Genomic DNA, 13688 nt, shown 5'->3' with positions numbered 1-13688 from the left:
CTCTGCTTTCTCTATTTATTCCAATACGACATGGGCTTCTATTTTATCTATTAGCCCTGTCCCTATACCTTTCACTCTTGCCAGCTCTTGTATATTAAAAAATAATCCTTCTCGCTCCCTTGAGTCCACAATTGCTTGCGCCTTTGATTTGCCTATGCCAGGTAATTTCATTAGCTCATCAACTGCAGCTGTATTCACATTGACCTGTAGGGTCGACGTTTCAATATTCTCTACCGCTTGCGCCAGAACCACATTGTTAAAAGTTAGCAAAAGTACTAAAAAACCAATATTCCATAATTGCCTTAACATTTAATTTCTCCTTAAACAGTTTGTGAGTTTCATCATGCTTAAAAAAGTGATTAAGCAATCTAACCATAGGATTTATCACTGACTTTTGTAAAATGCCTAAGAATATTTTCATTGTGTTTTTTTCATATGGATCGTCTAATTGGCAGCGATTGAGTTGCAAAAAAATCAAATACAGTTTACTGTATAAAAAAACAGTGTTTTATGGAGGGTGATCATGGCTGTTATAGTAAAGTATGTGGTTGAAAGAAATGGAGTAGAGCGAATGACATTTACTAGCAAAAAAGAGGCAGATGCCTACGATAAAATGCTGGATGTGGCAGAGGCGCTTGAAGGGATGCTAGATAAGGTAGATGTGCCACTGAGCGAGCAACAAGTAGAGTCTCTTGCGCTAGAAATGGCAAAATACAAAGATGACTTTATCTCTGTACTAAAAGGCAGTAAGCCAACAGTAGAAAAAGAGCCGAAAAAAACGACTAAAAAAGCCGACGTTGAAGATGATAAGGTGACTGCTATTAAACAAGCATAATACTGCCTTAAGCTATACTTGCTTATTCGTTCCAAAAACGCAAAAACGCCGACCTATCAATATAGCTCGGCGTTTTAATATACTTGAAATATCTTGTGAGATTACTTCAATACTGACGCTACAGCATCTGCAAAGTAATCAATATTACTGTGGCTAATACCAGCAACATTTACACGGCTAGAACCCACAATGTAAATTGAATACTCTTCACGAAGACGATCGATTTGCGCTTTATTAATACCTAAGAAAGAGAACATACCGTGCTGACGCTCAATGAATGAGAAGTCATGTCCTGTATTTCTTTGCTCAAGACTGTCTTTAACCAAGCTGCGAAGGCCATTAATTCTGTCACGCATTTCAGCCAGTTCTTGATGCCATTGCTGTGTTAATTCGTCGCTCGATAAAATCGTATTTACAATATCAGCACCGTGTGCTGGCGGCATTGAATAAATGCTACGAACAACGCTTAACAATACTGAATTTGCAACATCCGCATTCGCCGCGTCTTTTGAAATGATTGAACATGCGCCAATTCGCTCGCGATACAGGCCAAAGTTTTTAGAGCAAGAAGAACAGATAATCATTTCTTCTACTGTCTGAGCTAATAAACGAAGACCGTTTGCATCTTCATCTAAGCTAGTGCCGAAGCCCTGATATGCAATATCAACTAATGGCGTGAAACCTACTTCTTTAGCAAGATCTGCAAAAATTTGCCATTGCTCTGCATTTAAGTCCATACCACTTGGGTTATGACAACACGCGTGCACTAAAACAACATCACCTTTTGGTACTTGCTTAAGCGTGTCGATCATCTCGTCAAAAAGCAGACCTTTGTTTTCATAATCGTAGTACGGATACTCTTTTACCGTTAAGCCAGCCGCTTCAAACAAGCTAATGTGGTTTGCCCATGTTGGCGTAGTTACCCATACTGTCGCATCTTTGTTACAACGCTTGATGAACTCAGCTGCAACACGTAATGAACCTGTACCACCTGGTGTTTGTGCGGTACGAACGCGATTGGCAAGTAAAGTTGTATGGCTATCGCTTAATAGCAATTGTTCCATCTTTGTACAGAAATCTAAATTACCTGCTAATCCAATATACGATTTAGTTGTTTCGTTTTCTAAACGAAATGCTTCTGCTTTTTTAACCGCTTTTAAAACTGGTGTAGCACCCTGCTCATCTTTGTATACACCAACACCTAAATCGATCTTGTTAGGGTTATCGTCTTGCTTATAAGCTGCCATTAGGCCCAAAATAGGATCTGTTGGTAATGGTTTTAGTTCTGAAAACATGTGTATTTTATTCCTATTAAAACTGATACGCACAAAATTCAAAAGAGACGAAAAATCGCTCACACCTTTGCAAGCTCGCCTCTATTTATATAAGTATTTAACTCGATATTACGTAACAATTGTGGGGGTTATAGTTGCCATAATACTACCACAATTTAACAAGAACACGAGCCTTGTTACTTTGGAAGGTAATGCGTTATTTTCATGCAAGCCGCGACAAGTACAGATAAATTGTCAGCAGTAAAAAAGTCTTTACTAAAAGCCTCTGCGTCGATGATCCCGATACAATCAAGCTTGTCATTTAACAGCGGTAGGCAAACCTCCGCCTGTACTTTTGGGTCACAGGTATAATACTCGCCACCCTGCGCAATATATTCAGGAATATTATTGATAATGCGAGACTTTTCAGAAAGTACTGTTTGGATATTATTGGATGTTGCTGCAAACTGCTCATTGATAGGAAATAGTGGTCGGCTTGGTGCACCATTATACGCGAGCTTAAGTAATTGTTGCTCATCGTCAACTTGTCTTGACTGATAAATACCGAACCACTCTACGCCAGTTTTTTTAGTCACAAACTCGACGATTGTTTGAAGCTTAGACAATAAAACGTCATTTTCTTGCGTTCGCTCTATGATCGTTTCCAATTCAAATGGCGCTTCTTGTAAGTGACCAAACAAACTACAACTTCCCCCCTCACCGAGTTCTGGTATTTGAAAAGACCAGATCGTTTGAGTTTGATGTGACGCCAAATAAGCATCCAGTGCATCAAGCTCTGATTGGACAAGTGTATGGTCAAGGGAAGTTTGTGTTTTATCTAAGTATGCAGAAATCATTTAGCCATCCAAACATCTATATATCTAAACGCAATTTAACACGCAAATGCGCCTTTGCCTATAGGCACAAGCATGTTTTTTATCATTGGGAGTAAAAAGAAAGGGGATATCGTAAAAAAATTTCAATTCTAATAAATAGATAGGTGGAGCTGCTTAATCCAACGAATAGACCAATTTAACTTCATTTCCAATTCGATTGTAACTGACACTATCAGCAATTTCTGAGAGTAACTGAACCCCCCTTCCATGCTCATTGGATAATGTACTATCGCTTGGTAATTCAGGTTGAGAAAAGCCTCTGCCTGAGTCTTTGATATCAAAAGTGACTGACCTTTTTTCGGGGCTATAAGAAGCTGCAATTTCAATAGTAGCTTCGGTGAGCTTAGAAAGCGCATCAGCGCGTTGTGTGTAGTACTCTAAAAATCCATCTTCTTGGTTTTTTAACTCTGAACTGATCCCCAAAACCCCGTGATCCAAAGAATTATTATATGCCTCAGACAATAGCAAGAATATGTTCGAACGGTGTGCATCCACACCTTCAACATTACTAAGCACATTAACCACTTCCAATACAGGATCAGTCACTTTCATTTGCTCAGCATCCAAGGAGACATTAACCTCAAAAGGCAGTGATGAATAATGCGTTTCACCTGAATGCTCTAATTCCGCTGGCAAACAATTGATAATCGCAATGCTCAAATCATCTTGCTGCTCAGCATGCTGCGCATAGTTACGTACTTTATCAATGACCTCTTGTGTGGTGATTGCGGGCGTACTTTGCAACGTATCTATGAAACGCCCTTCTCCAAACATCTCTCCATCAGGCCCTTCACTCTCAATAATGCCGTCAGTTGCCATAACGAGCCGAGTTCCCTTATCGACTTCAAAGTGCAGTATGGTCCTCTCGAATTCATCATCGTCGAGTATCCCTAACGCCATATGTTGAGATTCAACCGTTTTTAAAACACGACCTTGTTCATTGACTAGGTAAACGTCGGGTAACCCGCCAAGCCACGCTGAGATATTTTTACCTGAACTACTGAGCTCAATAATTGCAGCTGCACAAAACATATGGCCGGGTAATAGGGTATATAATGAGCTGTTTAACTCTGTGGCGATGTCACCCACTGCCATCCCTTTTTGCACCATAGTGTAAAAAATGCGTGAGGCTGGCAAAGCACCAACAGCCGCAGCTAAGCCGTGACCAGTAAAGTCCCCTAATAGACAGTAAAACCCGCCAATTGGACTTTTTGCCATAAGGAACATATCTCCGTTAAACATGGATGCGGGAGAGAGGTGAAAATCACACAAACTATCAAACTTCTCTTGCCCTGATAGCGCATTGCGAAAAATGTGCTCTACGATTTCATGTTCGCGTTCGGTCTGATTGTAGTGATACTCCAGTAATTTTTTCTGCTCGTTCGCTTCTTTACTGAGTTTTCTGGTGCGCGCATGCGCTCTAATCTTGGCGGACAGAATAATTCTATCAAACGGCTTGTGAATGAAGTCATCTCCGCCAACTCGGAGGCACTTCTCAAAGCTAGCATGATCTTCAAGTGCGGTAATAAAAATGATAGGGAGGTACACATCTCCTGCGTATTCTTTTATTTTTGGCGCTGTCTCAAAACCATTCATCACTGGCATCATGACATCCAACAGCACAATATCAACTTCGTGTTGATGTAACAAAGTCAAAGCCTCTTGACCGTTATTCGCTACCAGAACGTCATAATGCTGCTGCTCAAGCATAGCTGTGAGCAGTCTACAGTTAAGGGGTTGATCATCAACCACTAAAATAAGCATGCTAAATTAAGCTCTGCTAGTCTATTTCAAACTTTTTATCGAATCTTGAAATTTGCAATATCTTTTTTAACTGTGGTCGGCAATTGCTGATCTGAATACTACCAACTGAATCACCGAGCGTTTTTTTCATATTTAACAACATGCCCAATGCTGAACTATCCATGTAGTCTGTATCTCGCAAATCAACAACGACTTTTTCAGTTTCATCGTTCACTTCGGCATATGCTTGGCGAAATGATTGCACTAAATTAAAGTCAAACTTCCCTTTAATCTGAATTGTTAAGGTCTTTCCGTCAGCTGAAGCATTTTTGCTCAGGCTCATTGCAAGCTCCTACTCTAAATTTGGTTTTGTTATCCATCTTTATGTTTTAAATATAATCGTATTACGTAATTTCGCCAAAAAAATATAACGACACAAAACACTTTTTGTTAGTATCCAAAATAAGATAACTAGTTTGGAGTAAGCAATGTCAGATGGTCGTTTAGTATATTCTACCGAGCTGGGTCGAATTAAACCAGAAGACGAGCAGCCACAACAAGACGTTAAGCTGTTTAAAGATGGTCATATTCGTATCGAGCGTCAAACCAAAGGACGAAAGGGTAAAGGTGTTATGTTAGTCGTCGGCATAGACCCAAGCGAACATGACTTGAAAAAGCTGGCTAAATCATTAAAAAGTAAAATGGGACAAGGCGGTGCCGTCAAAGAAGGCATTATTGAAATTCAGGGTGACGACAGAGAAAAGCTTAAAGGCTTACTGGTTGCACAAGGGTTTAAAGTAAAAATAGCAGGGGGTTAATTCCCTGCTACCTTCATTATATCTGGGTTTTGCGCAAATACCCCCTGCTCTGTCAGTGGCGCACTATAGTAGTAACCTTGCACAATGTGGCAATTATTACGCTGCAAAAAAGCGACCTGCTCAGCAGTTTCCACACCTTCGGCTACGACTTTCATACTGAGCTTCTGCGCCATCGCAATGATAGCCGCTGTAATTTCCATATCATTCGTATCCTGCGGTATATCTTTCACAAATGACCTGTCCACTTTAAGCACATCAACAGGGAAACGTTTTAAATAACTCAATGAGGAATAACCCGTCCCAAAATCATCTATGGACAAGGATACACCTAGCTTTTTCATTTCTTTCAATTGCTCGATTGCAGCTTCTACATCCCCCATGAGCATACTTTCAGTTAGCTCTAAGTGCAGCATTGACGGAGGAAGACCCACTTCGCTTAAAGTTTGAGAAATAGTCTCTATTAAGTTTGAATCTTTAAATTGTCGAGCAGACAGGTTAATTGAAATATCTGCCGTATAGCCTTTGGACTTGAGTACCGCGGAAAAGCGACATGCTTCTTTTAGCACCCATGTGCCAATTTCAACAATCAAACCAGTTGCCTCAGCTATAGGGATAAACTTCGTAGGTGGAATATTGCCTTCAGTGGGATGGTTCCATCTGATCAACGCTTCATAGCCCACTATTTTTCCTGTACGGCTGTCAATTTGAGGCTGGTATTGCAGCGAAAACTGCTGACTTTTTATGGCTTGTCGGAGCTCGTTTTCTATATGTAGACGTTCGTTTGCCGCCGCATTCAACTCCTTCGAGTAGAAGTGGAACGTATTTCGTCCTTTAGCTTTTGCTTCATACATAGCCAAATCTGCATGTTTCAACAGCTGCTCTTCTTCTTGACTATCAAATGGTGCAAGCGTAATACCGATACTCGCACTCACTATCACCTCATTATTACCCAGTAATATTGGCTGACCTAACGTCTTTTGGATAGTGTGGGCAACATCCATTGCATTATCTCGCGTGCTTATTCCGCTGAGTAAAACAGCAAACTCGTCACCGCCTAGACGGGCAATGGTATCTTCCGCTCTGAGCCGTTGCTTCAGTCTGTCTGCAACTTCTACTAACAACCTATCTCCAGCATCATGGCCCAGTGTATCGTTAATGCGTTTGAACTCGTCCAAATCAAAGTAAAACAGCGCAAATGCATAATGTCCGCGAGACGCCAGCGCCATAGACTTTCGCAATTGCATACGGAAAAAGGTGCGATTAGCGAGTCCAGTCAACGTATCAAAATAAGCCAGCTCCTCCATTTTTCTTTGGCTTTCTTTGACAAAAGAGATATCTTGCGCCGATGCAACATAGCTTGAAATACGTCCCCCATTTTCTCTGATTGGAGAAATACTCAAACTGACCCAAATTTGCTCATTGTCACTGCTTTGCAACAGCGTATCACCGCGCCAGTAATTTCGACTTTTCAAATCAAAGTCGATGTCATCGATTAAAATCGCCATTTCATTGGAAATGATACCAAGCAGTGGCGAGTCCAAAAAGTGAGACTCAGGAAACCCTGTCATCTCTACCATTTTTGGATTCACATATTCGATTTTAAAACGTTCATTGGTTATCACCACACCTGTTCCAGAGAAAGCAACCGCTTTAGAGAGACGATTTGCAGCTTTTTCAGCAATTTCTTTTTCACTAATACGTTGGTTTAACCCATTTACTAATTTTTTAATGTCATCACTCATATCATTGAATGACGCATTAAGGAGTCCAATCTCATCATCACTATCTGTGAGTTTAGGGTGGTCCCACTGACCGCGACCAAAGCTGATCAACACCTTAACGAGCTGGTTTATGCGCTTCAAAATCAGGTGGTAAATTACTTGATGTAGCAACATAGCGACAAAGGCGGCATATAAAACAAATAACCCAAAAAACTTAACCTTTAGCTCTTCAAGTGCATATAAAGCAGTATCTCTGCGCTTATACATACCAACGTACCAATCTAGCTCGCCAAGATGCATTACATTAGCGATATGACCAGCCTTATCATGAATAAATTCATCTTGATAGCTTGGCAACCTCACCTTAAGCGCTGTATCAATGACCCGTTGGATCGCTTTTGGCAACGCTTCTTTTGTCTGTAATTCAGGGTTGTCTGTGGCATCAATTAAATTAGGTGCAGAGACAATTCGCCCCTGTTTATCAAAAATTATATAACTTTGATCTGAAGTTGGCTTTGGCAAGTGAGAGAGTAATGTTTCAAGCTCTAAATCGCTGCCTGTAAACCCTCTATACTCATCGCCTTCATAAAGTGGTACCAAAATGCTCACAACCCATTTATTCCAAACAGGATCATGATGTACGTCAGACCACACAGCCTCTCTAGTAGGGTTTAATTCTTCGCGTAAAAGCGGCTGGGCGTGAATATTCGCTTGCCGATTCTGTGCACTGTCCAATAGCACGGAGTTGGGTGGTGCTATGCGAACAAAGTCTTCTGTGGTGTAAATATAAAAGTTGAAAAAGTCTTGCAGCAATATCGGAGACAACGTATTCCAAAGCGTTTCGGATTTTTGAAACAACGCTTTGTCAGTATCGGATAGTGTTTCTTTTAATATGTACGCAGCAGACATGCCATTTGCAGCAACACTGTGTACCTTGCCATCAAGAGTGTTGACTGGCACTTCAACATCAATGGGCAAACTGGTAACGGGGAGCAACTTTTTTGTCACAACGACATTTGTTTGCTGAGCCAAGTTTTTTTTAAGCTCTAAGTACTGCACAAATTGTTGCAGCATTTGCTCGCTTAAATCATGCAGTTGGACAAACTCAGCCTCTATCAGGTGCTTCTCTTCAGACTTTAACATCAAAGCAGCAGCAAATACCCCCGCTATAACACATACGGCGGAAATCAAAATTGATAATTTCACACTTAGAGAATTAGCACCAAAACGCGAAGGAGGACGACGGTTGCCCACGATAAACTCTTTACCTAGTTATGTTTTTTTTCATATATTGTCTTGAATATATCAGATCACACAAACCGTAGCCAATGCATTTCTGGTATAATTTAAAATACCTTGTTGTAATTGCCTTAATATCTGTGTTAATAATAATGATAACACTGTAAATATGAAAACGAACAAATTATGAACTATTTTACGCGCCGCTATTTTTTCTTTTTTAGCTTCTTTAGGTGAAGAGGCTTAACTGTTTGCGCGTGAAAACGAATAGCTAAGCCTCCCAACATCTGGGAGGCTTTTTTTTTGGCAAAATGGGAGTGAGGACCATGACGCAAGATACATTAAATGCATTGAGAACAGAGATTAACGAAATAGACTCTGAGCTATTAGTGCTGCTGGCTAAGCGCAGAAGAATAAGCCACGGAGTGCTGGAGTATAAGATTAACAACAATAAGCCAATTCGAGATGAAGAGCGAGAGCTGGCACTACTTGAAAAGCTCATCAGTTACGGAAAGTCTTTAGGTCTTGACCCTTTTTATATCAACAACGTTTTCCAAGTTATCTTAGAAGATTCGGTTCTTAATCAGCAGGCACTATTACAAAAGAGTTTAAACCCAGATGCAGTCAATGATACCCACCGCGTAGCTTATCTCGGTGGACAGGGCTCTTATAGCCAGCTGGCATGCCACAAGTATTTTAGTCGTCGCCCAGGTAAAGTCGTCGAACTTGGTTGCCAATCTTTTGAAGAGATCACCTCCTCTGTTGAACATGGTAAAGCTGACTTCGGTATATTACCAATTGAAAATACCAGCTCAGGCAGTATCAACGAAGTCTTTGATCTAATGCAGCACGCACAAGTATCTATCGTTGGAGAAGTGACACACAGCGTAGAGCATTGCCTGCTCGCACAACCAGGCACTGAGCTTAAAGATGTGAAAAAAATATTTGCTCACCCTCAGCCATTTGCCCAGTGCAGTCGATTCCTTCAAAGCTTGGCGGATGTCATTCATGAAACCTGTGATTCAACCTCTAGTGCTATTAAATTTGCTGGAGAATGCGAGCAAAGCGCCGCAATTGGTTCTGCACAGTCTGGTCGAGCCCAAGGTTTAGAAGTCATTAAAAGCGAATTGGCTAACCAAGCTGAAAATCATAGTCGCTTTATTGTTGTGGCGAGAAAACCACTACAAGTTTCTACCCAAATACCTACTAAAACAAGCCTTATTATGGCAACCAAACAGCATGTGGGCTCACTGGCCGATGCATTGATGGTGTTTAAAGAGAATAGTATCAACATGACGAAACTTGAATCTCGCCCAGTACCAGGCAACCCTTGGGAAGAAGTTTTTTATGTTGACCTTCAAGCAAACATTGCTGATCCAATTGTACAAAAAGCACTTGAAGCCCTTAAAGCACACACACAAACGGTAAGAATACTCGGCTGTTATCAAAGTGAGTCGCTCAAAGCGGTAGACCCAATTTAATCATCAACCGTAGGTTTTTGTGAACGGGTAATAGAATAAAACAGTGGAAAAAGCGCTATATACATAGCGCTTTTTTAATTTAAGAAGCAAGCTCATCTAACACTTTCGCATCATTGGCTTTATTTAAAATCCCGCGACTTTGCGCTAAAAAGGTATGCGCACTGTCTGAGAAATAAGTTTGTGCTTTGTCAAAGCCATCAATCAAGGCTTGCTTATCACCTTGTTTTAACCTCTGAAGTGTTTGTTCAAAGGTGTCTTGATAACTTGCAAGTAGCCCTTCGACATCTTCAAACTGGGCTAGCATAATATCCGCATACAATTCAGGAGATTGCGCAAATAATCGACCAACCATCATCAGCTCTAATTGATAAATAGGTGAGGAACAACTGCGCAGCTCCTCTAACGTATGACATTGCTTCGCTAAAAACTGTCCATATACAAATGTTGTTAAGTGGCGCATAACCTGAATAATCTGCATTGCTTGATCGTGCTTTTTCGCTTCCATTGGCACAATATGGCATCCCCATATTTGCAGCTGTTTTAATAATCCACTGCATGCGTTCTCATCACGGCCATGACAAGCAACAACTGTCTGTTTAACCCAATGTGAAATATCAGGTCCAAACATAGGGTGTAACCCAACCACTGGGCCTGCGTGTTTATTGAGTAAACTTTTTAAAGGGCTTTGCTTAACAGAGGTAATATCTGCCAAAATGCATTCAGGATCTAATGGCGGCAGGTCCGCTATCACTTGATCTAAACTATTTATCGGCACACTCACCAGCACGAGTTTAGCGCCTGCTAACACTGAGCTGGCATCCGCTTGTTGCGATTTATCGAGTATCTTTACCTCATATCCTGAACGTTTAAACTGTTTTGCAAACAGTTGGCCCATCGCACCTTGACCACCGACAATAACAATAGGTGAAAGTTGTGGCGCTGCACATGCCAATTTACTCTGTTGGTTTTCATAAGCTTCACGCATCATACGACGCAAAATATCTTCTACCAACTCCGGGTTGACACCTTTCTCTTCAGCTTGCTGACGGCGAGCAGCGATCAATGCCGCCTCTCGGTCTGGAGCATGTAACGCAGCGCCCTTTTGTTGTTTGATCTGACCTACCTGTTCGGTCAGCCTTCTTCGCTCAGCAAGTAAGCTCACCAGTTCACTGTCACAACGGTCTATCTGTATGCGCAGCTCATCTAGGCTTAAGTTCTCTCTCATTCCCATACCGTAAACCTTAATTTACACCAGTAAATAATAAATTACACCCAGTCTAACAGGACGAATTTTATTAAGAAAGCGTCAATTTGTTTCTTCATACTATTGTAGGGTACAAACGCAGGAGTTTTATACTAAGTAGAAAATAAGAAAGTGTTTTGAAGTGAGTTTGGTGGCTAATATTGAAAAAGTGAGAGCCTGAAACCAAACAGACCGCATAAAGCGGTCTGTTTGTTAAGCATAGGTAGTATGCGCGTATTAGTTAAGTTTCTCTTTAATACGTGCAGATTTACCAGAACGCTCGCGTAAGTAGTAAAGCTTAGCACGACGAACCGCACCACGACGCTTAACTGTAACGCTATCAACCACTGGGCTGTGTGTTTGGAAAACACGCTCAACACCTTCACCGCTTGAAATCTTACGAACAGTGAAAGATGAATGAAGGCCACGGTTGCGCTTAGCGATTACAACACCTTCAAAGGCCTGTAGACGCTCTTTGTTACCTTCTTTTACACGTACCTGTACAACTACTGTATCACCAGCGCCGAACACTGGTACGTCTTTTTTAAGCTGCTCTTCTTCAAGCGCTTTAATAATATTTTGGTTTACTTTTGCCATTTTATTTCTCACATTCCTAGGAGTAACTGTCTTCTAGCCACAAGCTTCATGTTCTTGCTGAAATTCAGCGAGAAGCCTTGCTTGCTCCTCAGTCAGAGCTAGGTTACGCAACAAGTCCGGACGGCGTAGCCAAGTCCTGCCTAATGACTGCTTTAAGCGCCATTTTGCAATTTCTTTATGGTTCCCACTGAGTAATACAGCAGGGACCTGCTTTCCATCCAATGTTTCAGGCCGAGTATAGTGAGGGCAATCTAACAGGCCATCCGAAAATGAATCCTGCTCAGCAGACTGATTGTGACCAAGCACACCTGGCACTAATCGCGCAACTGCGTCAATAAGTGTCATGGCGGGCAATTCGCCACCACTGAGAATAAAATCACCGATGGACCACTCTTCGTCTACATGAGACTCGATGATCCGTTCATCTATACCTTCATATCGACCCGCAACTAAAATCAACTTTTCAGACGTTGCCAATTCAGCAGCGCCTTGTTGGTCTAGTTTGCGCCCTTGTGGAGACATGTAAATTACTTTTGCACCATGACCAGCTGCAGCTTTTGCATCTAGAATGGCTTTTTCAAGCGGCTCTACCATCATCAACATACCTGGACCACCGCCATAAGGGCGATCATCTACAGTACGATGCTTGTCAGTCGCATACTCTCTTGGGTTCCAACAACTGAACTCAATCAAACCGTTTTTCACAGCTCGACCAGTTACACCTTGCTGAGTAACTGCATCAAACATTTCAGGGAACAACGAGACAACGCCGACCCAAAGTTTTTGCTGTTCACTCATTAAAATGCTGGATCCCAATCAACCGTAATTTCACGTTCTTCATGCTTAATTTCAACAATGACAGAATCTGTCAAAAATGGAATTAAGCGTTCAGCCTGACCAAATGCATCTTTTTTGTTTGCTTTCACAACCAAAACGTCATTTGAGCCAGTCTCCATAAGGTCATCGACATGACCTAAGTTATAACCTTTATTGGTTACAACCGTCATACCAATTAAGTCTCGCCAATAAAACTCCCCTTCAGGTAATTCAGGAAGCTGCTCACTATTAACGGCGATTTCAGCATTGGTATAAGCCATTGCTTCATCTCGGTCGTTAATGTTCGCAAATTTAGCGATGAAACCCTTGTTGTGGCGACGCCAGTCGCTCACTTCAAGTGCTTGCCATTTACCTTGTTGCCCTATCAACCATGGGCTGAAATCGAAGATCCCTTGGGGATCATCAGTAAATGAATGCACCTTAAGCCAACCCTTAATACCATAAGGGGCACCTAATTTGCCGACAACAAGTGTCGAGGTGTTATCTTGACTCATGGTTACACTTACGCCTATTAAGCCGCTTTACGAGCGTCTTTAACTAACTTAGCTACGCGATCTGAAAGAGATGCGCCCTGACCTACCCAGTGATCAACACGAGCAAGATCTAGACGAATTTTTTCTTCCTGACCAGAAGCGATTGGGTTAAAGAAACCTACTTTCTCGATGAAACGACCGTCACGCGAGAAACGGCTATCCGCAACCACGATTTGATAGAATGGACGCTTTTTAGCGCCGCCACGTTGCAAACGAATAGTTACCATACCGTCCTCTACATAGATTGACTGTTTTCATTAATAAGATATAACTTCCCACTACGGGAAGCTGGGGAATTGTACGAGTTTTTCTCAACAATGCAAGTATGTTTTAGATTTAATTCTCAATCTTGACATACCTAATTTATTTTAGGCCTAAGCCCATGCCATTTAACTACATGATTCATGCCGTAAATAACATAAAAAAGGGCATAACTAGGTTACACCCTTTTTAAACAATGCCACTCAGGAT

At 41.5% G+C, this 13688-nt stretch carries 14 protein-coding genes; 3 read left to right on the top strand and 11 right to left on the bottom strand.

What is annotated here, in order from left to right:
* Positions 1-15: 15 nt before the first annotated feature.
* Positions 16-309: a ComEA family DNA-binding protein gene (locus tag L1077_RS02510; RefSeq protein WP_237135461.1), complete on the bottom strand. Its 294-nt coding sequence runs from the start codon at positions 307-309 to the stop codon at positions 16-18.
* A 214-nt stretch (positions 310-523) separates the two neighbouring features.
* Between L1077_RS02510 and L1077_RS02505 the strand changes: the two genes are divergently transcribed.
* Positions 524-835: a YebG family protein gene (locus L1077_RS02505; RefSeq protein WP_237135460.1), complete on the top strand. Its 312-nt coding sequence runs from the start codon at positions 524-526 to the stop codon at positions 833-835.
* Between the two features lie 101 nt (positions 836-936).
* Here the strand turns inward: L1077_RS02505 and L1077_RS02500 are convergent, their stop codons facing one another.
* The 4 genes from L1077_RS02500 to L1077_RS02485 all read right to left on the bottom strand — a co-directional run bounded on the left by L1077_RS02500 (position 937) and on the right by L1077_RS02485 (position 5091).
* Positions 937-2130 (bottom strand): amino acid aminotransferase, encoded by a 1194-nt coding sequence (locus L1077_RS02500; RefSeq protein WP_063360221.1) that lies wholly within the window; start codon positions 2128-2130, stop codon positions 937-939.
* 176 nt (positions 2131-2306) lie between these two features.
* Positions 2307-2966, bottom strand: a complete 660-nt coding sequence (locus L1077_RS02495; RefSeq protein ID WP_237135459.1) for a GAF domain-containing protein — start codon at positions 2964-2966, stop codon at positions 2307-2309.
* Positions 2967-3119: 153 nt separating this feature from the next.
* Positions 3120-4769 (bottom strand): SpoIIE family protein phosphatase, encoded by a 1650-nt coding sequence (locus L1077_RS02490; RefSeq protein ID WP_237135458.1) that lies wholly within the window; start codon positions 4767-4769, stop codon positions 3120-3122.
* 16 nt (positions 4770-4785) lie between these two features.
* On the bottom strand, positions 4786-5091 hold the full coding sequence (locus L1077_RS02485) for an STAS domain-containing protein (RefSeq protein ID WP_039608683.1): 306 nt from the start codon (positions 5089-5091) through the stop codon (positions 4786-4788).
* Positions 5092-5236: 145 nt separating this feature from the next.
* Here L1077_RS02485 and yciH point away from each other — a divergent pair, with 145 nt between their 5' ends.
* The gene (gene yciH / locus L1077_RS02480) at positions 5237-5566 is read left to right on the top strand and encodes a stress response translation initiation inhibitor YciH (protein WP_237135457.1); all 330 of its coding nucleotides are present in this window, start codon (positions 5237-5239) and stop codon (positions 5564-5566) included.
* On the opposite strand, the gene L1077_RS02475 is transcribed toward yciH, so the two are convergent.
* Positions 5563-8541 (bottom strand): bifunctional diguanylate cyclase/phosphodiesterase, encoded by a 2979-nt coding sequence (locus L1077_RS02475; protein WP_237135456.1) that lies wholly within the window; start codon positions 8539-8541, stop codon positions 5563-5565. The genes yciH and L1077_RS02475 overlap by 4 nt on opposite strands.
* 311 nt (positions 8542-8852) lie before the next feature.
* On the opposite strand from L1077_RS02475, the gene L1077_RS02470 reads away from it, so the two are divergent.
* A complete protein-coding gene (locus L1077_RS02470) occupies positions 8853-10007 on the top strand; it encodes a chorismate mutase (protein ID WP_237135455.1) in 1155 nt (384 codons plus the stop codon).
* 79 nt (positions 10008-10086) lie between these two features.
* Here L1077_RS02470 and tyrA read toward each other — a convergent pair whose 3' ends face one another.
* From tyrA to rpsP, 5 genes are all read right to left on the bottom strand, one after another.
* A complete protein-coding gene (tyrA, locus tag L1077_RS02465) occupies positions 10087-11232 on the bottom strand; it encodes a bifunctional chorismate mutase/prephenate dehydrogenase (RefSeq protein WP_237135454.1) in 1146 nt (381 codons plus the stop codon).
* A gap of 255 nt (positions 11233-11487) precedes the next feature.
* Entirely contained in the window at positions 11488-11847 is a 360-nt protein-coding gene (gene rplS, locus L1077_RS02460; protein ID WP_039608679.1) for a 50S ribosomal protein L19, read from the bottom strand.
* 33 nt (positions 11848-11880) lie between these two features.
* On the bottom strand, positions 11881-12645 hold the full coding sequence (trmD, locus tag L1077_RS02455) for a tRNA (guanosine(37)-N1)-methyltransferase TrmD (protein WP_237135453.1): 765 nt from the start codon (positions 12643-12645) through the stop codon (positions 11881-11883).
* Positions 12645-13178, bottom strand: coding sequence for a ribosome maturation factor RimM (gene rimM / locus L1077_RS02450; RefSeq protein WP_237135452.1), 534 nt, complete (start codon positions 13176-13178; stop codon positions 12645-12647). Before rimM ends, trmD begins: the two co-directional genes overlap by 1 nt.
* A 17-nt stretch (positions 13179-13195) precedes the next feature.
* Positions 13196-13444 (bottom strand): 30S ribosomal protein S16, encoded by a 249-nt coding sequence (gene rpsP / locus L1077_RS02445; RefSeq protein WP_023398624.1) that lies wholly within the window; start codon positions 13442-13444, stop codon positions 13196-13198.
* Positions 13445-13688 lie beyond the last annotated feature (244 nt).

It is taken from the genome of Pseudoalteromonas luteoviolacea (assembly GCF_021654285.1).
GTDB lineage: Bacteria > Pseudomonadota > Gammaproteobacteria > Enterobacterales > Alteromonadaceae > Pseudoalteromonas > Pseudoalteromonas luteoviolacea_J.
This window is presented reverse-complemented; position numbering and strand designations above follow the sequence as displayed.

Coding starts and splice junctions, on each gene's coding strand:
- L1077_RS02500 (WP_063360221.1), bottom strand. CDS start 2,130: ATGTTTTCAGAACTAAAACCATTACCAACAGATCCTATTTTGGGCCTA.
- L1077_RS02485 (WP_039608683.1), bottom strand. CDS start 5,091: ATGAGCCTGAGCAAAAATGCTTCAGCTGACGGAAAGACCTTAACAATT.
- tyrA (WP_237135454.1), bottom strand. CDS start 11,232: ATGAGAGAGAACTTAAGCCTAGATGAGCTGCGCATACAGATAGACCGT.
- L1077_RS02490 (WP_237135458.1), bottom strand. CDS start 4,769: ATGCTTATTTTAGTGGTTGATGATCAACCCCTTAACTGTAGACTGCTC.
- rimM (WP_237135452.1), bottom strand. CDS start 13,178: ATGAGTCAAGATAACACCTCGACACTTGTTGTCGGCAAATTAGGTGCC.
- L1077_RS02470 (WP_237135455.1), top strand. CDS start 8,853: ATGACGCAAGATACATTAAATGCATTGAGAACAGAGATTAACGAAATA.
- L1077_RS02505 (WP_237135460.1), top strand. CDS start 524: ATGGCTGTTATAGTAAAGTATGTGGTTGAAAGAAATGGAGTAGAGCGA.
- rpsP (WP_023398624.1), bottom strand. CDS start 13,444: ATGGTAACTATTCGTTTGCAACGTGGCGGCGCTAAAAAGCGTCCATTC.
- L1077_RS02495 (WP_237135459.1), bottom strand. CDS start 2,966: ATGATTTCTGCATACTTAGATAAAACACAAACTTCCCTTGACCATACA.
- yciH (WP_237135457.1), top strand. CDS start 5,237: ATGTCAGATGGTCGTTTAGTATATTCTACCGAGCTGGGTCGAATTAAA.
- trmD (WP_237135453.1), bottom strand. CDS start 12,645: ATGAGTGAACAGCAAAAACTTTGGGTCGGCGTTGTCTCGTTGTTCCCT.
- rplS (WP_039608679.1), bottom strand. CDS start 11,847: ATGGCAAAAGTAAACCAAAATATTATTAAAGCGCTTGAAGAAGAGCAG.
- L1077_RS02510 (WP_237135461.1), bottom strand. CDS start 309: ATGTTAAGGCAATTATGGAATATTGGTTTTTTAGTACTTTTGCTAACT.